General features: G+C 53.2%; 15 protein-coding genes and 1 pseudogene. 2 read left to right on the forward strand and 14 right to left on the reverse strand.

Features of this window, described 5'->3' with window-relative positions; translation table 11 throughout:
• Positions 1-111: 111 nt before the first annotated feature.
• Positions 112-1,122 carry an aspartate--ammonia ligase gene (asnA, locus tag ACTNDI_RS02045; protein ID WP_441099095.1) on the reverse strand — a complete coding sequence of 337 codons (1,011 nt, stop codon included), beginning with the start codon at positions 1,120-1,122 and terminating at the stop codon, positions 112-114.
• A 377-nt stretch (positions 1,123-1,499) separates the two neighbouring features.
• Here asnA and ACTNDI_RS02050 point away from each other — a divergent pair, with 377 nt between their 5' ends.
• Together ACTNDI_RS02050 and ACTNDI_RS02055 are read left to right on the forward strand one after the other, a co-directional pair.
• Complete coding sequence (locus tag ACTNDI_RS02050; RefSeq protein WP_441099096.1) at positions 1,500-1,763, forward strand: HPr family phosphocarrier protein; 264 nt, start codon at positions 1,500-1,502, stop codon at positions 1,761-1,763.
• A 465-nt stretch (positions 1,764-2,228) separates the two neighbouring features.
• The gene (locus ACTNDI_RS02055; RefSeq protein WP_441099097.1) at positions 2,229-2,771 is read left to right on the forward strand and encodes a glutathione peroxidase; all 543 of its coding nucleotides are present in this window, start codon (positions 2,229-2,231) and stop codon (positions 2,769-2,771) included.
• A gap of 140 nt (positions 2,772-2,911) precedes the next feature.
• On the opposite strand, the gene ACTNDI_RS02060 is transcribed toward ACTNDI_RS02055, so the two are convergent.
• The 13 genes and pseudogenes from ACTNDI_RS02060 to ACTNDI_RS02120 form a co-directional block, all read right to left on the reverse strand.
• Positions 2,912-4,819: an ABC-F family ATP-binding cassette domain-containing protein gene (locus tag ACTNDI_RS02060; protein WP_441099098.1), complete on the reverse strand. Its 1,908-nt coding sequence runs from the start codon at positions 4,817-4,819 to the stop codon at positions 2,912-2,914.
• A gap of 12 nt (positions 4,820-4,831) precedes the next feature.
• On the reverse strand, positions 4,832-5,599 hold the full coding sequence (locus ACTNDI_RS02065; RefSeq protein WP_441099099.1) for a metal-dependent hydrolase: 768 nt from the start codon (positions 5,597-5,599) through the stop codon (positions 4,832-4,834).
• A 204-nt stretch (positions 5,600-5,803) separates the two neighbouring features.
• Positions 5,804-8,491 carry a carbamoyltransferase HypF gene (hypF, locus tag ACTNDI_RS02070; RefSeq protein WP_441099100.1) on the reverse strand — a complete coding sequence of 896 codons (2,688 nt, stop codon included), beginning with the start codon at positions 8,489-8,491 and terminating at the stop codon, positions 5,804-5,806.
• A gap of 95 nt (positions 8,492-8,586) precedes the next feature.
• Complete coding sequence (hydE, locus tag ACTNDI_RS02075; protein WP_441099101.1) at positions 8,587-9,723, reverse strand: [FeFe] hydrogenase H-cluster radical SAM maturase HydE; 1,137 nt, start codon at positions 9,721-9,723, stop codon at positions 8,587-8,589.
• Positions 9,724-9,850: 127 nt separating this feature from the next.
• Positions 9,851-11,059, reverse strand: a complete 1,209-nt coding sequence (gene hydF, locus ACTNDI_RS02080; protein ID WP_441099102.1) for a [FeFe] hydrogenase H-cluster maturation GTPase HydF — start codon at positions 11,057-11,059, stop codon at positions 9,851-9,853.
• 150 nt (positions 11,060-11,209) lie between these two features.
• Complete coding sequence (locus tag ACTNDI_RS02085) at positions 11,210-12,433, reverse strand: nitrogenase component 1 (RefSeq protein WP_441099103.1); 1,224 nt, start codon at positions 12,431-12,433, stop codon at positions 11,210-11,212.
• A 190-nt stretch (positions 12,434-12,623) separates the two neighbouring features.
• Positions 12,624-14,078 (reverse strand): nitrogenase component 1, encoded by a 1,455-nt coding sequence (locus tag ACTNDI_RS02090; protein WP_441099104.1) that lies wholly within the window; start codon positions 14,076-14,078, stop codon positions 12,624-12,626.
• Positions 14,079-14,098: 20 nt separating this feature from the next.
• Positions 14,099-14,350 (reverse strand): TM1266 family iron-only hydrogenase system putative regulator, encoded by a 252-nt coding sequence (locus tag ACTNDI_RS02095; RefSeq protein WP_441099105.1) that lies wholly within the window; start codon positions 14,348-14,350, stop codon positions 14,099-14,101.
• Between the two features lie 161 nt (positions 14,351-14,511).
• Positions 14,512-15,516: a hydrogenase expression/formation protein HypE gene (hypE, locus tag ACTNDI_RS02100; protein ID WP_441099106.1), complete on the reverse strand. Its 1,005-nt coding sequence runs from the start codon at positions 15,514-15,516 to the stop codon at positions 14,512-14,514.
• A gap of 152 nt (positions 15,517-15,668) precedes the next feature.
• On the reverse strand, positions 15,669-16,727 hold the full coding sequence (gene hypD, locus ACTNDI_RS02105) for a hydrogenase formation protein HypD (protein WP_441099107.1): 1,059 nt from the start codon (positions 16,725-16,727) through the stop codon (positions 15,669-15,671).
• Entirely contained in the window at positions 16,724-16,933 is a 210-nt protein-coding gene (locus tag ACTNDI_RS02110) for a HypC/HybG/HupF family hydrogenase formation chaperone (protein WP_441099108.1), read from the reverse strand. Before ACTNDI_RS02110 ends, hypD begins: the two co-directional genes overlap by 4 nt.
• Before the next feature lie 561 nt (positions 16,934-17,494).
• A pseudogene (locus ACTNDI_RS02115) lies at positions 17,495-19,681 on the reverse strand (nitrogenase component 1); the annotation flags it as partial.
• A gap of 202 nt (positions 19,682-19,883) precedes the next feature.
• Positions 19,884-20,711, reverse strand: a complete 828-nt coding sequence (locus tag ACTNDI_RS02120) for a nucleotide-binding protein (RefSeq protein WP_441099109.1) — start codon at positions 20,709-20,711, stop codon at positions 19,884-19,886.
• Positions 20,712-21,074: the final 363 nt, after the last annotated feature.

The following is a 21,074-nucleotide window of genomic DNA, read 5'->3' on the forward strand; positions in this document are numbered from 1 at the left end:
GGACCTCCTTTTGACTCATTTTACCGCGGTATGGAGCAAACGGCAATGAGAAAACGTGTGCGAACGGTCATTGTCCGCAGGTAATTCCGCGCAAAACGGGGCGCCTGTTCATCAGAGAAGCGTAACGCCGTGGTCCGCTGCGTACTTCAGATCTTTCTCCGGCCATAGGGAGACCTGAACTTCTCCGATATGCGCCTTTCTGAGGAAGAACATGCAGATACGGGACTGCCCGATTCCGCCACCGATGGTGTACGGAAGCTTCTTCTCAAGAATTGCTTTCTGGAAGGGAAGCTCCGCTCTCTCCTCACATCCGGCTTCCTTCAACTGAAGTTTCAGAGAATCCTCATCCACCCGGATGCCCATTGAGGAAAGCTCCAGAGCAATATCAGTGACCGGATAATATACAATGATGTCACCGTTCAGAGACCAGTCGTCATAATCCGGCGCTCGTCCGTCGTGCTTCTCACCGGACTTCAGTCTTCCGCCGATCTGCTCGATGAAGATCGCACCGTGAATTCTGGCAAACTTGTACTCGCGGTCCTTCGGGGAGTCGTCCGGATACATATCTTCAAGCTCCTGGGAGGTCACAAAGGTGATCTGCTCCGGCAGGATGCAGTGCACATATTCAAATTTGTTCTCGACATACTTCTCTGTCACATGGAGGGCTTCGTAAACATTCTTTACGATTCGGTGAAGCGTCTCGCGGTTCCGCTCCTCCTTTGTGATGACGCGTTCCCAGTCCCACTGATCCACATAGATAGAATGAATGTTGTCTGTGTCCTCGTCCCGACGGATCGCATTCATATCCGTGTAGAGTCCCTGTCCCGGCTGAAAGCCGTAGCGCCCGAGAGCGTATCTCTTCCATTTCGCGAGGGATTGAACGATTTCAGCCTTTCGTTCATTCTGCTCTTTAATTCCGAAGCTGACAGGTCTTTCCACCCCGTTCAGGTTATCGTTCAGGCCGGATTCCGGATCTACGAAAAGAGGCGCTGACACACGCTGAAGATTGAGTTCCGCGGCCAGCTGGTTCTGGAAAAAATCTTTAACTTTCTTTATCGCGATCTGTGTTTCCTTCAGATCAAGTTCCGAATGGTAGCCGTCCGGAATAAAAATGCTGCTCATGGTCTATTCCTCCTATGTTTCTTCTAAAGTAGGTCAAGTACTTCTGACCTAGCTACAATAGCACATTTTTCACCGACGAACAACAAATTATAAATGAAAACAAGCACGCCGCGCCGATGGAATACTTAAAATTCAGACGGCTTTTGCCGGAATGTGCTTTGATAAGACGAGAGATCTCCCGGCGCCGATGCTTCCGGTCTGTTCTGACACAGACCCGCAAATTATGACTCATAGATCTTTGAATTTGATTTGAAATCTATTTTTCTAATGCTATGATGTCTGCTAAAGATGGAGGCGTTTCCATATTGTATGTGGGATCGATCCCATCCCGAAACTGAAGCCAGACCTGCTTTGTAAGCATGAAGGAGAGTGAGAGTATGACTCGTTACATCGTAAATATTCCTTCCGTTGAGGAAGCGTCTGTTTTTTCTGCGAGAATCCAGAAAATGCCTTTTGATGTTGATCTGCACAGCGGCAGAACCGTGATCGACGCCAAGTCGGTTCTTGGTCTGATCTACTTTGGGGTAGGTCGGAACGCTTTTCTGGAGGCGCATACCGATCGCAAGGCTGATCAGGAAATGCTCGAAGAAGCAGTCCGGGATTATCTGGTACAGGACGATCAGATGGCCCGGGTCATATAAAAAGCAGCCGCCATATCCTCGTTCTTAGTGGCGGAGGAACCTGGTAACAGGTGCATTGTGTCACGACGGTATGAACCGTCAGGCTACTTTGGGTTCCGCAAAGCCGCAGGTGTAAAAGCCTGCGGCTTTTTTTACACGAACAGTGAGCCGCAGCCGAATGCGAAGTATTTGTGTGCGTCGAGCGTCGCGATAGCGAGATAAAACTCGCGCAGCGTGTTTTATCCCGTTAACCGTTTTCCGTACGGATACATGCCTGAAAAACGTAATTGAAAAAATAAAAAAACGCTTGCTTTTCTTATTAAATTTGATACAATGTAATTGCATAAAGATTTTACGCAATGTTATAGCACTCAATTTAAAAGAAAGAACAGATAATATTTTATGCTGCCGTCAGATCATGTCCATCTGCAGAGGAGAATGATTCACAGATGATGACGCCGGCGGAACAGCAGAAAGGACGACAGAATGAGTATTTATGATTATTCGGTAACAACTCCTCAGGGAGAGGAAGTTTCACTTGGACAGTTCAAGGGGAAAGTTATGCTGATCGTGAACACCGCGACCGGCTGTGGATTTACTCCGCAATACAAAGATCTGGAGGAAATTTACGAGGCCTTTCATGATAAGGGACTTGAAATCATCGATATTCCGTGCAATCAGTTCGCCGGACAGACTCCGGGAACTGATGAGGAAATCCATCAGTTCTGCACCCTGAAATACAACACACAGTTCCCGCAGATGAAGAAATCGGATGTGAACGGTGAGAATGCTCTCCCGCTCTATAAATATCTGAAGAGCCAGCAGGGATTCCATGGATTTGGCAAGGGTCCCACCGCTCTGATGATGAGCACCATGCTGAAGAAGATCGACAGCGATTACAAGAACAATCCGGAAATCAAATGGAATTTCACCAAATTTCTGGTGGACCGCGGAGGAAATGTTGTGGCGCGTTTTGAGCCCACGGAAAAAATGAAGGATGTAAGCGCGGAGATCGAAAAACTGATTTAAAGGGAAAGAAACAATGAAGATCTGGACGGATTACACTGATCTGATTTACGCGAACAGTGAGCCACAGCCGAATGCGAAGTATTCGTGTGCGGCGAGCGTCGCGATAGCGAGATAAAACTCGCACAGCGTGTTTTATCTCGTTACGGGTCCTCTGCTTCCCGGGTGTCGAGCCATACATCATACCAGTCCAGACATTTTTCAGTCCAGACATCTCTCGCCTCTTCGCGTTGATGAAAGTTTGTGGAATCGGCATTCATGTACTCTTCCAGCGTTTCCGGAATCTGCCTCTGTTCCTCTTCCATCCTTAGGCAGATCTTCCGGAAGGCTTCCCCGGAGGTCTCAAGCTCCGGTCGGATCAGGCCGAAACGCCAGTCAAGTGTCGCTTCTTCAGTGGAGAATTCCCGAAGGCGGAAGTGCTCTGCCTTCGGAACCGCCTTTAATTCCTCAATTAACCGCTGATCCTCAGCGGTCCGCAGCGCGGCGATGTCTGTTCCGCTTTTCGCGAGCTCCCTCTGTTCCATATAGTGGTCATATCCGAACGGATAGTAGTGGATTCCGGTTTCACAGGAATCAAACAGTAAGAGAGAGTCCGCCACGCGGCTCAGAAAGTACCGGTCATGAGAGACAAAAAGTATGGTTCCTCTGTAGCATCGAAAGAGAGATTCCAGTGTTTCCTTTGCGGGAATGTCCATATTATTTGTCGGTTCATCCAGAATCAGAAAATTCGGACGGGGATACAGCAGGGAAGCAAGCACCAGGCGCGATTTTTCCCCGCCGGACAGGTTTTCCACCATTTTTCCGAGGTCTCTGGCGCGAAACAGATAACCAGCCAGAAAATCACGGATTTCTTTCTCGTTCATCGAAGGATAACGGTCATGGAACCATTCCAGAACATTTCTTTTTGCCTCTTCTCCGGCGATTTCGGCGGAGAACTGATCAAAATAGGCAGATTCGATGTGTGCGCCACTCTTCCGCTCTCCCTCCAGAGGGGACAGAAGACCTGCGACCGTTTTGAGAAAGGTTGATTTTCCGGACCCGTTCGGCCCGATCACACCGATTTTCTGTCCTCTGCGAATCCGGAAAGAGATTTCCTTGAGAGGACGGTCCTTCTGGTAACCAATCTTCATATGTACGCATTCAAAGACCCATTTGCTGCCCGGGCGCGCGGGAAGCAGGTCTCCGGTGTGTATGAAAGCATCGTCCGTTCGCGGCTTTTCCACAGGATTCATCCTGTCAAGGATTTTTTTTCTGGAGCGGGCAAAGGCAGCCTTCCTGGGTTTGTTCCTGAATTTCAGGATCAGTTCTCTTTCTCTCTGGATCTCCGCCTGCTGTGCCTCGTATGCCTTCCGCTGTCTCTGGTATCGCCTTGCCTTCTCTTCCGTATAGGCGGTGTACCCTCCGGAATACCGGGTAACTTGTCCGCCTGCGACCTCCCAGATCACATCAGCGGTCCGGTTGATGAAATAGCGGTCATGTGAGACCAGAATCACCGCCTTCGGGTAGCGGCGGATATAATGTTCAAGCCATTCTACTGATTCCAGATCCAGATGATTGGTGGGCTCGTCGAGGATCAGAACATCGGGTTCGGCCAGGAGGAGCCGGATCAGCATGATCTTGCGCTGTTCGCCTCCGGAAAATTCACAAAGTTTTCTTGTCTTGTCACTCTTGGCGAGCCCGAAGCCCGTGAGCATCCGGTCATAGAGCTGTTCATAGTAATAACGGTCCCTGGAATACCGGTATCCAGCCGGTTTACCGGACATCACCGCTTCCAGAACTGCCTGCTCAAGGGTTTTGTCCGGATCCCCGGCAAACGTCTGATCCATCATCCCCGTCGTAAAAGCCCGTGAGCGGGTGAGCCCCGCGTCCGGATGCTTTTCATCGGTATCCAGGTCCAGCTTTCCGGATATTACGTCGAGCAGTGTCGTCTTTCCCGCGCCGTTCCGGCCGACAACTGCTGCCTTCTCCGTTCCCCGGATCTCAAAGGAAAAACGGCTGAGTACCGGGATGCCTTCACGGCTTACTGTCCCGTCTTTTATTTCAAGAAGCATTTCTTTGTCTCCTTAAGTTTTGACCTGCTGCCAGATAAACGATGATCCGGGCAGTGAACCTCCCGACATTTTCCCCCTGATTGCAGCTGTGATTGCGGCGGTCAGTTTCGGCTTGATTGCGGCTGTGACTGCGGCAGCCAGTTTCGGCTTGATCCCGGCTGTGATTGCGTCTGCCAGTGGTTTCAACGGGGAAAACACCAGAATCAGATAGACAGAGGTACACATGAAAGCGACAAACATCAGCCAGTTGACGACGCCGTCCGAGCGAAACATTTTTAGAGAAAATCCACGTTTTGACGGCCACAGAAGCAGCTCCCACTGCCGGTTCAGAAGATCCGTGAGCAGGTGGGAGAGGTATCCTGCGGCAAAATAACAGGTGATCTGGGGAAAGATGACGTTGACACAGAGGCAGAAAAGGATCATCGCTGCAAAGGAATGCATAAAGCTCCTGTGATGTGTTCTCCTCCCGATGACGCACAGCAGGAGAAAGGCTGCGATTCCGGCGATAACACGCGATGTGCTGCTCCGGGACATCAGTGACTGATAGATACCGATATGGAAGAAATAATCGGCCAGTATGATCAGGGATACTGCCGCGGTGCATACCCCGATGATTTTCTCAGTCTCTCTTGAGGCCCCGGACGTTCCGGCGTCTATATCCGGCAGAATTCCTCCCATGGCTGCGGCCCCGGTTCCTGCCACAAGAATAGGCAGGGAGGACGGCTCAAAAATCGCCAGTGCTGTCGTGATTCCAATAAAAAAATGCGTCCTTCCAAGCATGTGTGACTGATCTTCTCCCCTGATCTTTTTTCTGCGACTATTATAACGGATCACTGTTTTTTCGCAAGGGGCACCTTGGAGAGCAGAGCTATCCCGCCCGGACACATCGCAGGTGCCTTTTCCGGGGTAACCATCAGGTTACCTCAGAGGCGGGGTTTTCCCGGCCGGAAATATCGCAGGCGTTTTTCCGGGGTGACCATCAGGTTACCTCACAGGCAGGTCTTCCCCGCTGAGGCAGGCGCCGTAATATGCCTGCCCGAGCGCGATCCCTCCGTCGTTTGGGGGAACCAGGTGATGCGTAAGCACATGGTAACCGTTTTTTTCGAGCAGATTCTGCATCATCTCGAGGAGAAGCGTGTTCTGAAAGCATCCGCCGGATAGGGCAACGGTGTCGGGCAGACGGCAGTCCAGCCTGCGGAGATGAACGAGCAAACGGCAGGTCTCTCTCGCGAGCAAATCATGAAATATCCAGGCAAGCCGGTCCGGATCTTCTCCGGAAAGCTTACCCAGAATGATTCGTCTGACAATCCTTCCGGTGGGAATCCGGAATATCCCGGAACCGGAAATCTCAGTTTCTGGTTTGGCGTTTTTTTTCACCGCGGCTTCTGGCATGTAGTATGGATCTACATTAGAGAATTGCTTGTTCGATAATTCCATATTATAGGAATCTATATTACATGAATCTGTATTACATGAATCTATATTATATGAATCCCGGTTATTCAGATCCGTGTTGTATGAATTCTCTGTGTCACAATGGTTCTTCTGGTACTGCAGGGCGCGGTACATTAAGGTGGCAGAGGCTTCTCCTTCGAAGGTTGATGCTCTGCGGATACCGAGAATTGCGCTGACTGCGTCGAAGATTCTCCCGCAGCTCGTAGATACGACGGCATTCAGCCGCTTTTCGTGCATCTTTCGCATAATTCCGGCCTCTGTCGGAGAACAGAGATCAAGCGCTGTCATGATCTCTTCCGGCGACAGATGATCGATTTCATTCCGGCTCCACGGAGGAATTCGTTCTCCCTGTGATAATGGGCTGCCGCCCTGATCCGGGAGCGTGAAAATACCGCAATTGTCACGGGATTCATGTCCTCTGTCATTATTCGGGAACGGGAGAACCGCGCAATTGTCACGGGATCCATGTCCCCGGTCATTCTTTCCGAACAGGCTTATGATCAAGGATGCGGCGATCCGCCAGCCCTCTCGTGAGGCGGTATCTCCGCCGATATGCAGGAAGGGTTCCACACTTCCAAGTCTTCGGAAACCATGCGTGTCCGCAAGCAATACTTCTCCGCCCCAGATCGTGCCATCGGTTCCGTAGCCGGTGCCGTCGAAGGAGAGGCCAAGCACGGGATCCGTCCGGTCATTTTCCGCCATGCAGGAGAGAATATGGGCGTAGTGGTGCTGGACATGCACCAGCGGGACGCTGGCCGCAAGTTCTCCGGCGATTTCCGTGGACCGGTAACCGGGGTGGAGATCACAGACAACCAGATCCGGTTTTGCCTCAAGCAGAGTTTCAAAGCGTCCGACTGTCTCCCGGAGTGCCTGCGCGCTGCGGATGTCCGCAAGATCTCCGATGTAAGACGAGGGATAAAAAAGGTTTCCTTTTCCGACGCAGAAGGTGTTCTTCAGTTCGCCTCCGATGGCAAGAACCGTTCGTCCGGGGGCCGGCCCCTCAGTGACCATGTATGGGAGCGGGGCATAGCCTCTGGATCTCCGGATCATGTACGGGCTGTTCCGGTAAAAATCCATGACGGAGTCGTCACAGCGGATGTTGATTGCGCGGTTGTTCGACAGGATGATATCTGCGATGGAGGAAAGCTCTTCAAGTGCCTCCCGGTCGTTGTGACAGATCGGCGCTCCGCTGACATTTCCGCTTGTCATGACCAGCATAGGCGTCATAGAGCGGCCATCATCATATTGGAAGAGAAGAATCTGAACCGGAGCGTAAGGGAGCATAACGCCGACGCTGGGATTATCCGGGGCCACTGCTGGCGACAGTCGGATGTTGTCTTTCTTTTGCAGGAGAAGAATCGGCTTCTGGTGACCTGTCAGGATGGCTTTCTGTTCCTCTGTCAGAAAACACTCGGCCTGCACACAGGCTTCGTCCCGCATCATCACCGCAAAAGGTTTTGACGGCCGGTGCTTCAGCTCCCGGAGACGCCGGACGGCCTCTGTATTGGAGGCGTCGCAGCAGAGATGAAAGCCGCCGATGCCCTTGACTGCCGCGATGCCGCCATCGATCAGGATGCGCCGGGTCTCCAGGATTGCCTCTCTGCCGGTGATCGAGGGCGCACTCCCGTCTTTTGGAAGGATGTAAACATGGGGACCGCAGTCGTTGCAGCAGACAGGCTGGGCGTCATATCTGCGTGAGGACGGGGTGACATATTCGTGACGGCATTCCGGACACATGGGGAATACCTTCATGGATGTCCGCTCCCGATCATAGGGAAGAGATTCAAGGATCGTAAGCCTCGGGCCGCACGAGGTGCAGTTGATAAAAGGATGCAGATATCTCCGGTCAGACGGATTCAGCAGCTCCGCCCGGCATTCGTCACAAATGGCGATGTCAGGGGACACGAAGATCTCTCCTTTTGTCTTCCGGCTTTCAATAATTGAAAAATCCGAAAAATGTAGCGCTGTTTTCAGTGGACGGACATCCATCTTCAGAATCACTGCCCGTCTCGGCGGCTGTTCGCGGACCAGACGGATAAACGCGTTGATTTTTGCGTCGGTTCCCTCAGCAATCACCTCGACGAAGGAGCCCTTGTTGCAGACAGTGCCACGGATGCCGCAGGCAGCCGCATGTCGGGAAACTGTCGGCCGGAAGCCGACCCCCTGTACAATGCCGTATATTTTGATCTGTCTGATGATGTCTGCGGTGTCTGTCATTTTCTATATCCTCCTGGCTGTCAGACTCCTCCGGTTTTTCACAGCCTGTGACCTGTCGTAATACGCGGTTTTCTGCAGCCGATACGGTTTCAGGCTTACCTGTTTCCCGTCTCCCCCGCACCGCCCGAAACAGAAGCGACAGGAGATGATTCATGGTTCACACCTGTCTGTTTCTCCGCTGCACCGCGAAAGTCGGGGTGATCGCCTCTGGATATCACAACGTGGCAGCCGGTTGTTTCGATCCGCCTCGCCATACACGCCCTGCATTCCGCAGCCTCGTCCCCCGTACAGATTTTTCCGTCATAGAGCATATATTTCGCCCGGACTCCCTTTGGAGACAGGTTTGGCATGACAACATTTGCGCCGGCAAGTATTCCCATCTCTCTACCCCTGGGATGAATCGTTCCGAGTGCCGTGGTCGCCGGGAGAAGCGACGCTGGAAACATTAGTCTCAGGATGCTCAGAAGATGAAGTGTATCCTCCAGTGTTCCGTCCGGTTCAAGGCGGAACGGAGTATCCTTGTGGTGAATAAACGGGCCGATTCCGATCATCTGCGGCTGCAGATCCCGCATATACATAAGATCGGCAATCACATTGTCCCAGGTCTGATAAGGGCTTCCGACCATGATTCCGCAGCCGACCTGATAGCCGATGGATTTCAGGTCGCTGAGACAGCGCTTGCGGTTCCGGATGGAAAGCTCCGCCGGGTGAAGTCTGGCATAATGCGCCGGATCTGAAGTTTCCTGGCGCAGCAGATACCGCTCTGCCCCGGCGTCAAAGTATGCCTGATATTCTTCCCTGGTTTTCTCGCCGATCGAAAGAGTTATCGCGCAATCCGGATGCTTTCTGCGGATGCTGCTGACAATATCACAGATATCCTCGGTGCTGTAGGACAGGTCTTCACCGCTCTGGAGCACGAAGGTTCGGAAATCCAGCTGATATCCGATGTCAGCGCATTCGAGAATCTGTTCACGGGTCAGATGATAGCGCTGGGCCTTCGTATTGCTTTTCCGTATTCCGCAGTAATAGCAGTCGTTTTTGCAGTAGCTGGAAAATTCAATGATCCCCCGCAGGTAAACTTCATTTCCGTAGTATTGTTCCCGGACTTCCCGGGCGTTCCCTGCCAGGAAGTCTTCCTCCGCCGGATTCATCGTTGTAAGCAGAGCCTTGAAATCATCCCGGGGAAGTACCTTCTGTTCCCGGAGCTGCAGGATTCTGTCTTTATTGTTCATAAAATTCTGTCTCCAAGCCTTTCTTAAACAGCCATGCTGTAAACAGCGTCACATACCGCATAAAGCCACATGCTCCGCTGCTTTATCACTTCCGGGGAAGCTGGCTTCCGGCTGCCGGAAGCTGTTTTCAGACAGTTGGAAGTTCTGCCGCAAGCTCCGCGAATTCCGGGAGCATGCGAAGGGACCTGCCGAGGATTCCCCGCATATAGGAAACCGCGATGCCATAATTTGTAATCGGTGTGCCCTGACGGATGGCGTGATCGCGCCGTGAAGCCATCTCCCGGTCGTTGAGCACACACCCGCCACAGTGGATCACGAGCCGGCAGGAGGACAGGTCTTCTTTCATCGTGCTGCCTGAAGACAGTTCGATGTTCAGTTTTCTGCCGGTGTATTTTTTTAAAAGCGCCGGAATCTTTACGGATCCGATGTCTCCGCAGGTCCGGCGATGTGTGCATCCCTCAGCCACAAGAACCGTGTCTCCGTCCGTCAGTTTTTCTATTTCCTGTACGCCTTCAACAGCCGCTTTAAGATAGCCGCGGTACCGGGCCATCAGAATGGAAAAAGAGGTGAGCGGAACGTTGTCCGGAACGATATCCTTCACCCGATAAAACGCCTGGGAGTCGGTGATGACCAGGCGGCAATCCGGGTTCTGGTTCAGGACATCTGCCAGTTCTTCCGTCTGGCACACACAGGCGGAAGCGTGGTGGAGCAGAATCTCATGGAGAACCATCTGCTGAGGAAGAATAATCCTTCCCTTCGGGGCCTCCGCGTCCATGGGAATAACCAGAATGACAGTATCATTTTTCGTTATAAGATCATCCAGCATTCCCGCTGTCCGGATCTTCTCTTTCGCCCGGACCCGGATGGCATGCGTCAGCTCATCAAAACCGTATCCGGTCTCTGCTGAGACCTGGACCGCATCCTCCGGCAGCGAGACGGGCAGACCGAGATCCTGCTTGTTGAAGCACAAGATTACAGGAATATTTTTTTGGGCGAACCGGGTCTGAAGTTCCTTCTCATCCGGAGATATTTTCCCATCCCCGATTACAATGACGGCAAGATCAATCCGATCCATCATGTCCTTTGTCTTCTGGACCCTCAGCGCTCCGAGCTCTCCCACATCGTCAAGGCCCGCGGTGTCAATGACCACACAGGGTCCGAGCCCGTGGATTTCCATGGCCTTCCGGACCGGATCAGTTGTCGTGCCGGGGACATCCGATACCACGGAAAGGCTCTGTCCGGTCAGACGGTTGATTACACTGGATTTTCCGGCATTCCTGCGCCCGAAGAATCCGATCTGCACTCTTTCTGATGAGGGTGTTTCATTCATACTCATAACGGTTTCCTCCTGATATCCTGAATTTATGTTTATCCAACAATTCCATATGCAAATTGCCCAGTCTGAGGATTCTGTGTCAGGATGCATCCTTCCTTGTTCCCGGTATTAATGTTTATAGAGAAAGGAAAAATGCAGAGATGGCCGAAATCACTCTGAGAGCAGAAGGCGAACCAGTCTGTCTGAGATGCCGCGGTCAAAATAGTTGACGAAATGATTCCGGTAGATTCTTCCGGAAAGCGCAAGCGTCGGAAGAAAAATCCGGCGTGTGCGGTCGGGCTCCGGGAGGATATGGTCATACATGGGATCACAGACGAGATCCGCATCCGGAAAGCGCGTCAAAAATGCCTCGATTTCCTCTTCGCCGAAGTGAGCCGCATCAACGCCCGGGATTCGGACGGACGGATCGGTCTCCAGCGGGTCAATGACGATGGTTTTTCTCCCGGTCCTGCGGCGGACCATCGAAGCAAGCGATGCGCCCAGTACCGGCTCTGTGAGAAAAATCACCGGCGGGCGGGAGTCCGGTGCCTCATTTTCCGGCTCCTTTTCCCGTAAAGCTGCTCCCTTGAATCTTGCAGTCACAAGCTGCTGCAGAGTGGGATCGTCCTCGTCATCGAGCGGCACGCCGATCACATATGGGATGCCGTATCTGTCGCTCAGATATTTTGCCGGAGGAAGCCCTGCCTTTGAGAGAACCAGCGAGACGTCCGCCTCCGCCATGTCGGGAAGGCGGCGGAAGCTGCAGGTATTCCCGTCCGTCAGAGCGGTCCGGATCCGTAATCCTCGTTTCCGGAGAAGCTTTTCCAGAGAAAGCGCGGATCCCTCTGCCGCAAAGTCCAGCGGCATCATACCGAACACATTGACAGAAATGGCCTCTCCCTCTTTTCTTCTGACGCAGGTCTTCGCCGAGGTGTTTTTTCGTCTTCCGAGGAACTTCTGAAGAAGTCTCTGCCAGGCGAGGCCCGCTCCCCGCGCGTAGTCATGACAGCCATTTGAAGGAACATAGAAGGATGGTATTCCGGTCTTTCGTTCCAGGATGCCTGCAATGGCTTCAAAATCCGTTCCGTTCAGCCATGGCACGGGTGAATTGCAGAGCGCGATGAATTCCGGACGCGCCGGAAGGGAATTCTGCGCATTCAGGATATCCCGGATAAACCGCTCATCGTTTCCCAGAACGGCGTCCTTCATGTTAAGCCCGGAGATAAAGATATTTGAGGGCTCCCGGTACCAGCGCAGTTCATCATGCGTATTATAGGTGGAATTACATCCGGAGGGGTCATGGATGACCGTCATTCCTCCGAATTCATATAGAGCTCCCGCAATGCCGGATACATCTCCGGCCCAGACCGGAAGCACTCTGTAGGTCTCTTTCATCGTCCGATTCTCTCTCCCTGTTAGCGACTCGAAAGTGCGAATATGTGCGGGCAGTGAGCCACCTCCGCTCACACAAGATTTGAAGCGATGGGCCAACGCCGCGGCCGCCCGACGAAATCAGTCACCTGTAAGACTGCGAGAGTGCGAAGTACGGAGCAATCCGCAGCTTTTACGGGTTATGGCATATTATTCAGGTCAGAAAAAACGCGCCCTTCTTCGGGTGTTCTCCGCAGAGCGGATCCCAGACACCGGGAAGGCCAAGGCCTTTTCCCGTTACAATTTCGGGATTTTTCGGTTCCCGAAGCGCATCGCACATCAGCCGCAGCATGTGCCGGATTCCCATGTATCCGGTGGCGCCGTCGGCTTCTATCGCATTGACGAAATACGGGCTTCCTGTAAAAAAAGAGGCCTTTGGGCCGACCGCGAGGACTTTTCCGGGTGCTGATCCGGATTCAGAGCGCACCGGGCGATACTGCGCGTTGAATCGCTCCCGTTCATACAGTGAATCTGCGGCGCCTGTAGACATCAGCTCAATATCTGGATATCTTTCTTTCAGTGCGGCCAGGTCGGCAGCTTCCTCCGGGCTCACCTGATCCGCCAGGATGCGCACGACATTGAGATGGTGCTCCAGGAGAATCCGGGCGAATCCCACGGGCCTTGGCTCGCAGATGTAGTCCAGTACAATCGGCGTGTCACCGATGACAGCTCTTGCCTCCCGGAAGGCCGTTTCCGTCAGCGCGCGCTGCTCTCTGATCCGGACCGAGAGCTTCTCTCCGGCTTCCGCCCGTGATCTGCCGCTCGCTTCACACAACAGATTCATAAGAGAGCCGAGCTGATCGTCGATTTCGTCATAATTCACAGCAGCGGGGAGATAGAGGCTCTTTCTCCCGCCAAGAGACGACGCCCTTTCCAGACCATATCTGGACAGCGGTGACTTCGTGATCCACAGAAAGGAGTGTCCCATCGCAAGATATTCATCATACGTCCGGCAGTCCTGCACCTGCAGGATTCGGAACCCCTCCTGCTGTAGGATTTCCAGGAAGTCACTGTCCCTCGTCCGCAGATTCTCTCCGAGTATGCTCACGCTTGAAAAATCTGCCGGTACGTTCTCTTTTGCGAGCACCTTCATCATCTGAAAACGCTGCCGCTGTTCCGGTGTGGTCGTCAGCTTCTGCCGGATCGGGTCCATGAAACACTCCATGAAGTCAATCTCCGGGAATGCCTTCTCCACCTGATCGAAGATGTATCGCATATCGCATCCGATGAAATGATGCATGCAGACCGGAAAAAGCTGAACCGCCCGCGGCCGCTCCGGCAGCTTTCGGATCACATCCTTGATCCCGCGTATGGTGATCTCCTCCAGTCTTCCGTCGAAGATTTCCGTTTCGTCCGGCATGACGGATGAAATGCGGTCGGCGGCATCCATCTCATCTGCCGTCATAATGACGCCGCGCAGACAATTATCTGTGCAGACATAGATCTGATGACATTCCGGAATCAGCATGCCGGTGTGGACGATATTCCAGTGCTCATGCACGGGACAGTTATATTCCAGCCCCCAGGGAAAGGTACGTCCCGTGGCAGCGTCCCGGATTTTTATGATATTGTTTCGGCCGTTATCCGGCGTATTCAGCGAATGAAGCATAGTTACCTCGAATAGGACCGTTAAATGTTAGAGTAAGCGGTTTTTACGCTGACGCCGTCAATGGTTCCGAGCTTTCCGGAAATTCCGCTGATAACTGGCTGCGGCGCATCCAGAACAATGCTGATGATGTTAATTTTTCTCGCACGGTAGGGAATTCCCATTCTCCCGATGATGAAACCGCTTCCCTCGTGAAGAATCCGGTTGACTTCGGGTACGACGTCCGGATTCTCAACAATAATTGAAATGACTGCTACCCGTGTTTCGCTATCCATTTGTCCTTCCATCCTCCGATTTGTATCAATGCGCATCCCCGTTACAGACGATCATAGAATGACGACCGGCGGCAGCTGTTATCCGGAAAACGCCCGTACGATAAAATTGTGCCGCAAGCTGTATAAACTGCGGACTGCTGCCCCGTCTCATGTATATTGTGTCAGCAGATTCTTGGCAGCAGCTCGTTTCCGGGTTCCGGGAGATAGGTCTTTGCTCCGATTTCCGTCTCCATAATAACTCTTCCACTGTTCTCGGCGGTTACTGTACCGATGACAGCCGCTCCGGAAGTATATTTCTGCCCGCGCAGGATGTTCAAAGCCTTACCGGTCAGGTTTTCCGGCACAAAAAGTACCATGGTTCCCTCACAGGCAAGGTAAAGAGGTTCAAGGCCCAGCATTCCAGTGACGCCTTTTACTTCTTCTGCGACGGGAATTTTGTTTCTTTCGAGGGAGATACCGACACCTGCCTCCTTTGCAATCTCGTAGAGAACGGTGCCGACACCTCCTCTCGTAGCGTCACGGATCACGTGAACACCGGGAACCTCCTGAAGAAGCGCGTGAATCGGATGCCACAGCGGCGCACAGTCAGTCGTCACATCCGCATCAATTCCATAGTCGTCCCTGGCAAGGAGAATTGCCGTGCCGTGACGTCCGATATCTCCGGTTACGATCACAGAATCTCCGGGAGCCGCAAATTTTCCCGATGTCGATACACCGTCAATAATTTCACCGACTCCGGTCGTCGTGATAAAACATCCGTCTGCCTGCCCCTTTCCCGCGACCTTGGTATCCCCCGCGACCAGATTAACTCCCACCTCAGCCGCTGTCTTTTCCATCGAGGATACGATCTTCTCCAGATCGTTCATGGAAAATCCCTCTTCTATGACAAAGGCACAGGTCATGTAAAGAGGTCTGGCGCCCATGCACGTCAGATCGTTGACCGTTCCGCAGATTGACAGCTTGCCGATATTTCCGCCAGGGAAAAACGCCGGGGACACAATAAATCCGTCCGTCGTCATTGCCATCTTCCCGGAGGGCGCCGGGAGTACGGAGGCATCATCGGATGTGAAATACCGGTTTTGAAAATGTTTTCTGAAAACGCGGTCGATCAGCTCGGCCGTCTGTTTACCGCCTGCGCCGTGCGCAAGTGTGACTGTATCGTTCATAATTGTCAGCTTATCCTTCCTTCTGGGTAAATGTCTCCAAAATATGTCACGAACAGGGCTGCTGCTGTTTCATGCTCTGATCGGAGCGGTGATTTCATGTCCCCCTGCCGCCCGCAGAACAGCTGCGGCAAAAGCGCAGATACTTCTCGCGATCAGAGAAGCGTCTGATGGGATCCGTAAAGATAGTATGCGCTGCACGCTCCCTCGGAGGATACCATACATGCCCCGGCCGGATGCTCCGGCGTGCAGACTTTTCCGAACAGTGGACACTGCCCGGGCTCGATCCTGCCCTGGAGCACGGATCCGCATCTGCACCCGTTATTTGTTCTGCCCTGCATGGGAGGAATCTGGTATCGGCTTCTGGCGTCATATTCCGCGTATTCCGGCCGCAGCCTCATTCCGGAGCCTTCAATCCGGCCAATTCCCCGCCACAGATCATCACAGGGTTCCATCATGGAATCAACGAGCCGGATCGCCTCCGACTGTCCCTCTTCCCGGACGACTCTGGGATAACAGTTCACGAAAAAATATCCGCCCTTTTCAAAGTTCGTCACGGCAACCGCAAGGGCGGTTACGAGTTCTCTGGCCGTAAAGCCGGCGCATACACCGGATACCTGATGGGTATCCGCGAGCATACGCGGTATGGAGAGCCCGGTTATCGCATGTACATGGCCTGGGTAGAGGAACAGATCGGTAGAATCCTTCATCGCCTCGTAGGCCATGGGCATCGTTTTGTTGGCCGTGAGGAGACTGAAATTCCGGATTCTATCGCGAATCGCATTTTTTACCGCGATACAGGAACTGGGCGTGGTCGTCTCGAATCCGACCGAGAGAAAAACGCATTCCTCCTCCGGGTGTGCGGCCGCGTATGCTTCACCGTCCTGTGGAGAATACACCGTGCGGATCTTTGCGCCCTTTGCGCGCGCCTTCTGCAGAGATTCCCTGGAGCCTGGAACACGGACCAGATCTCCGAAGGTGAGAATGGTGCATTCCTTTTCTTCCGCCAGCCACAGTGCCTCATCGATATAGCCCGTCCCGGTCACGCAGACAGGACATCCGGGGCCGGAGATCATGTGAATCGCCGGAGAAAGAATGCCGCGTATGCCCTGACGGAAAATCTCGTGGGTATGGGTGCCGCACACTTCCATAATCCGCACCTCCGGTCCGTCATATCCACGGAGGATGCTTATTGCTCTGTCCATCTGATTCATCTGAGATCCTCCAGCAGAGAATCCGTCTCCTCCTCATCGTCATCGGTGATCTTCGCGATCGCCGATCCCGCGTGCACCATCACATAATCTCCGGGATTCAGGTCGGTAAGAAGCTCGGAGGAAACGGTCTTCTTTGCGCCGCCGGCATCTACAATCGCGACGCCGCCCTTGATACTGACCACTTTAGCGGATATTCCAACACACATGTCTGTTTACTTCCTTTCTGATGCATTTGTTGCAAATTTCTTCAAGGCTCTCCTAAAAAGCCTTCTAAAAATCATGATAAAAAATTTTTTCAAAGCTCTGCACAAATATGATAAAACACGGTTTCTGTTCTTGTGGCTGATGCCCTCTCAGGTAAGAATTCTTTTCCCCGATATGGCAAAGCTCGGGAATGAAATCAGGGATGCCCCTCCCGCCGGAATTTTCGCAATGGCGGGATCGGCAAAGATATAATCGTAGGTCTTCTCGCGCAGCAGTGACAGAAGGTCGTTTTCCTCCCGAAGGGACACATCCGGCTTCACCGGCACACCGCTGACGGTATATGAATCCTGTTCACAGGCTTTTCCCGCAAAAAAGGATGCGCAGTCTATTCTGATCTTCTCTCCGGAAAATTTCTCCAGAAGAGCAGCCTTCAGCGAAGCCGCTGCCACAGGGTCGTGCAGAATCAGGATTCTTGCGGTACCTGCGCGGCAGGTGTCTTCAAAACCGGACGGCAGGTTCCTGAGATACCAGGCGATGCCCGGATATCCGACTTCAAAAGGAGTGCCGAAGGTTTCCCGCAGATATTCGGCGGATCGGATTCCTGCTCCCGACAGGACAAAATTCCTGACGTTCTCCCCGGCGTTTTCATAATCCTGCCGGTCTGCATCAGAGCCGTAGAAAACAACTCTTCCGTATCCTCTACTCTTCAAAAGATCCCGGATTCTTTTCTGGTCCGCGATGTCCACGAATTCCAGCGGAGTGCACCCGATCACGCCGGCAGTTCCGGACGCCTCTGCCGGGTGACCAGACAAAGCCGTTCCGCTATGCGAATAGCCAGGCAGATTGCCATCTGAAGAGGAAGCTTTCCCTTTCCCGGAAAAAGAACGGAATAAGGTCAGATATGTCTGCTCCAATCCGGATTCGCAGGTTTTCATTCCGCAGGTTGGTATGCTGATGACTGGGCAGCCGCATTTTTTCTCCAGCATCCTCTCAAGCGCCCGATAATCCGTTCCGATAATGGAAGGCACCGGAGTTCCGACCAGGGCGATGAACGAGCATTCCGTTCCGGAAAATGCAGAGATAGCCTTCTGAACAAGCTCCCGGTCTCTTCCCATGATGGCATCCATGTCGCGGAGTCCCGCGGAGAAGACAGCTGCCTTGTGGTGCTGCCATCTGGGCTCATCGAATCCGAGAATGTTGCCGGTGCATCCTCCCGCGTCCAGAATGACGATCATTCCATCGAGTGAATAGAGCGCAGAGACAGCGCCGGACTGATCCGGGGCAAAGGGAGTCAGGTACATATCGAGTCCCTTTACCGGTCCGGCAAGTGCCCTCTCAGGTGCCATCGGGACTGCCGCCTCCTCTTGCGCGGATAATTTTTGCGGAGGAGTTGAGCCCTCCCGTGCAGGTGATACCTTCTCCCGGACGAGTTCTCCAAGCCTCTCCCAGAGATACCAGGCAGCTTCATAGCCGAAGGGCTGGGAGTCCTCATTGAAATTCAGATGGAGGGCGTCCGGATGATAGTATGCGGCATCCTTTCCGATGGTGATATGCGTGCCGCTGGTTCCTTCCGCACTGCGGATTTCATAGCCGAGCATCGACGGATCTGTGTTGGAATACACCCGGATGTCGGGACACAGGGCGGCGATGCGGTCGATGTAGGGATAGCAGTCAGCAGCAGGGTTTGCAAAAATTTCGGTTACCCTCCAGCCCATCCGCAGAAGAGCGAGCGCCAGCTCAAAAGGATTGGCGTTTACAACCTCTCCTATGCTGAATGAGAGATCCGGGTATTCTGCCCGGAGCGCCTCCCCCGCACTGTCCGCCCTCTCCTTTGTCATCGCATTCACGTTCTCCGGAACAGTCATGCCCAGTGCCGCAAAGAATGCCTGATATTGATGCCCGGTCAGATCCGTCTCGTAGAAACGGGTGAGCTCGATGCTGGGAATGCCCAGCCGGTTTGTGAGCGCTTCAGCTGCTCCCCTTGCTTCGGGATTCAGCACGAGATTGAAGTTTGCTTCTCCCATTCTGTAAAAATCATTCACATCCTTACAGGCTGAAATCTGACGGATTTTCCGGATTCCCGCAGATTTTAAGAGAGAGAAGAGCTCGCTCTCGGGATGAAGCGGCGCAAAATATCCAAGAAGATTCACACTGGTGCTTCTCTTCTTCTGACGGGGAAGCATGGAGTACAGCGATTCCCGCACATATACCATCGGCGGCTTTCTGCCCTCTCTCGTCAGCGCATACATGTAGCACGGGCGGACGGGAAGGTTCACTTCCTTTTCTGCTCTGCGGCATACCCGTTCCAGATCCGTGCCGAGGAGAGCATCCGCACAGGTGATGCAGATCATGATCACGGACGGCTTCACCGGAAGAGATCCGGCGATCCGGCGGACCGCAGCCGGTATCTTTTTCAGATGCCGCCCTGTAACAAGATCCGTCTCATCCATCTGAAGATAGAAAAAACGATCTTCATAGCCGCGGATTCTCGTGATTTCAGCGGTGTTTCTGCCGCAGCACCCCGGCGATACGATCAGCATGACCGATCCGGGAACGGACAGCCCGGCCCGCTTAACGCCGAAGCCCTCGGCCCCCGGTGAATTGTAAGCCAGTGTGGCCGGAGAAGAATAGATCAGGTGACGTCCCGTCTGATAGAGATCGGGAATATGATCTTTTCCCGCCCTGGAAAGCTCGGCGGCAGTGTAGTAATTCGGTTCGATTTTAAAGTTCTTCTCAGATTTATTTTTCAAAGCAATCCTCTGTCAGCTTAATCTTCCGGAAGAGTCTGTGACGGCCTGGCTTCCAGACAATGCTGTGTCAGCTTGTTTTTACAGGCAATCCTCTGCCGGCAGGCAGAATCCCATGACTGTATACCGGTTGCAGCCGCTCCGTTTGCGGGACAAGGGATGATCAGGTCCCCCGGTCAGGATCTTCTGACTTCCCGGGAATCGGTCAGCAGTTACAGTCATATAGTCTGGAAAAATGAAAACGTTCAGCCTGCCCGGCTTCTTGCGAGTCCACATCCGGAGCTGCCCCGGAGAGAAGGTTTCTGGCGAGATCCATAAATTTTCCGGCGATTTCCGAATCCGGAAACTTCTCAATCACGGTCTTGCCGAGATCCTCCGCCTGATTGATCAGGTTGGACCTGGGGATATCCGCGATGACATCGATGCCCTTCTTTGCGGCAAAGGAACGGACCCGCTCCTCCTCCTCCGGAACATTCCGCCGGTTCAGGATGATTCCCCCGACCGAAGCATATCCTCTGTCCTCAAAATTTTTCACGGCAGTGGAAATGTTGTCAGCTGCATAGAGAGCCATCTTCTCTCCGGATGTCACAATAAGAACCGTATCCGCATATCCCTCCCGAATAGGAGCCGCAAAACCCCCGCACACGACGTCACCGAGGACATCAAAGAGGACCACATCCGGCTTCTCCGTTTCCAGGAGCTCCAGCTCATCCAGAAGGTTGAAGGTCGCAATGATTCCTCTTCCGGCACAGCCGAGTCCGGGGGTCGGACCCCCTGTCTCGATACAAAGAACATTGCCGAATCCCCTTCGGGAAATCTCTGAAAGACTTGAGGGATCCTCCTCATGCTCCCGCAGATAATTCATAACGGGAATCAGCGGCTCTCCCGACAGGAGATTCGAGGTGGAATCCGCCTTCGGGTCACATCCGATCTGGATCACCTTCCTGCCAAGAACAGCAAACGCTGCCGCCAGATTAGAGGTCATCGTGGATTTCCCGATGCCTCCCTTGCCGTAAACTGCGATTTTTAACATATAAAACCTCCGGAAACTTTATCACCGATTCCCCGGATACCGGCCGGTGGTGTAACGGCATGTGCAGGATGTGAAATTCCTGCTTTTTCCGCCGGGCATGAGTGACAACGAGATAAAACACGCTGTGCGAGTTTTATCTCGCTATCGCGACGCTCGCCGCACACGAATACTTCGCATTCGGCTGCGGCTCACTGTTCGCGTAAATAAAAAAGGCCCGCAAAAGGGGCCTTGAAAAGATCAGATCATAGTCCGGCTGTTCTGCTTCTCAGGGAGCAGAAGTCTTTGGCCGGTTTTCTTCTTCACGGACCCTTTCCCACTCAGAAAAAGCCGGTTCCCCGTGCCGACTGTGCGGACAATTCCGGA

This window comes from Bilifractor sp. HCP3S3_D3 (assembly GCF_052063915.1).
Classification (GTDB): Bacteria; Bacillota; Clostridia; order Lachnospirales; family Lachnospiraceae; genus Bilifractor.

What these genes read in the sequence shown, in the direction of transcription:
- ACTNDI_RS02050 (WP_441099096.1), top strand. Translation starts at nt 1,500, where the DNA reads ATGACTCGTTACATCGTAAATATTCCTTCCGTTGAGGAAGCGTCTGTT.
- hydF (WP_441099102.1), bottom strand. Translation starts at nt 11,059, where the DNA reads ATGAGTATGAATGAAACACCCTCATCAGAAAGAGTGCAGATCGGATTC.
- ACTNDI_RS02095 (WP_441099105.1), bottom strand. Translation starts at nt 14,350, where the DNA reads ATGGATAGCGAAACACGGGTAGCAGTCATTTCAATTATTGTTGAGAAT.
- asnA (WP_441099095.1), bottom strand. Translation starts at nt 1,122, where the DNA reads ATGAGCAGCATTTTTATTCCGGACGGCTACCATTCGGAACTTGATCTG.
- ACTNDI_RS02065 (WP_441099099.1), bottom strand. Translation starts at nt 5,599, where the DNA reads ATGCTTGGAAGGACGCATTTTTTTATTGGAATCACGACAGCACTGGCG.
- ACTNDI_RS02055 (WP_441099097.1), top strand. Translation starts at nt 2,229, where the DNA reads ATGAGTATTTATGATTATTCGGTAACAACTCCTCAGGGAGAGGAAGTT.
- ACTNDI_RS02060 (WP_441099098.1), bottom strand. Translation starts at nt 4,819, where the DNA reads ATGCTTCTTGAAATAAAAGACGGGACAGTAAGCCGTGAAGGCATCCCG.
- hydE (WP_441099101.1), bottom strand. Translation starts at nt 9,723, where the DNA reads ATGAACAATAAAGACAGAATCCTGCAGCTCCGGGAACAGAAGGTACTT.
- ACTNDI_RS02085 (WP_441099103.1), bottom strand. Translation starts at nt 12,433, where the DNA reads ATGAAAGAGACCTACAGAGTGCTTCCGGTCTGGGCCGGAGATGTATCC.
- hypD (WP_441099107.1), bottom strand. Translation starts at nt 16,727, where the DNA reads ATGAATCAGATGGACAGAGCAATAAGCATCCTCCGTGGATATGACGGA.
- hypE (WP_441099106.1), bottom strand. Translation starts at nt 15,516, where the DNA reads ATGAACGATACAGTCACACTTGCGCACGGCGCAGGCGGTAAACAGACG.
- ACTNDI_RS02120 (WP_441099109.1), bottom strand. Translation starts at nt 20,711, where the DNA reads ATGTTAAAAATCGCAGTTTACGGCAAGGGAGGCATCGGGAAATCCACG.
- hypF (WP_441099100.1), bottom strand. Translation starts at nt 8,491, where the DNA reads ATGACAGACACCGCAGACATCATCAGACAGATCAAAATATACGGCATT.
- ACTNDI_RS02090 (WP_441099104.1), bottom strand. Translation starts at nt 14,078, where the DNA reads ATGCTTCATTCGCTGAATACGCCGGATAACGGCCGAAACAATATCATA.
- ACTNDI_RS02110 (WP_441099108.1), bottom strand. Translation starts at nt 16,933, where the DNA reads ATGTGTGTTGGAATATCCGCTAAAGTGGTCAGTATCAAGGGCGGCGTC.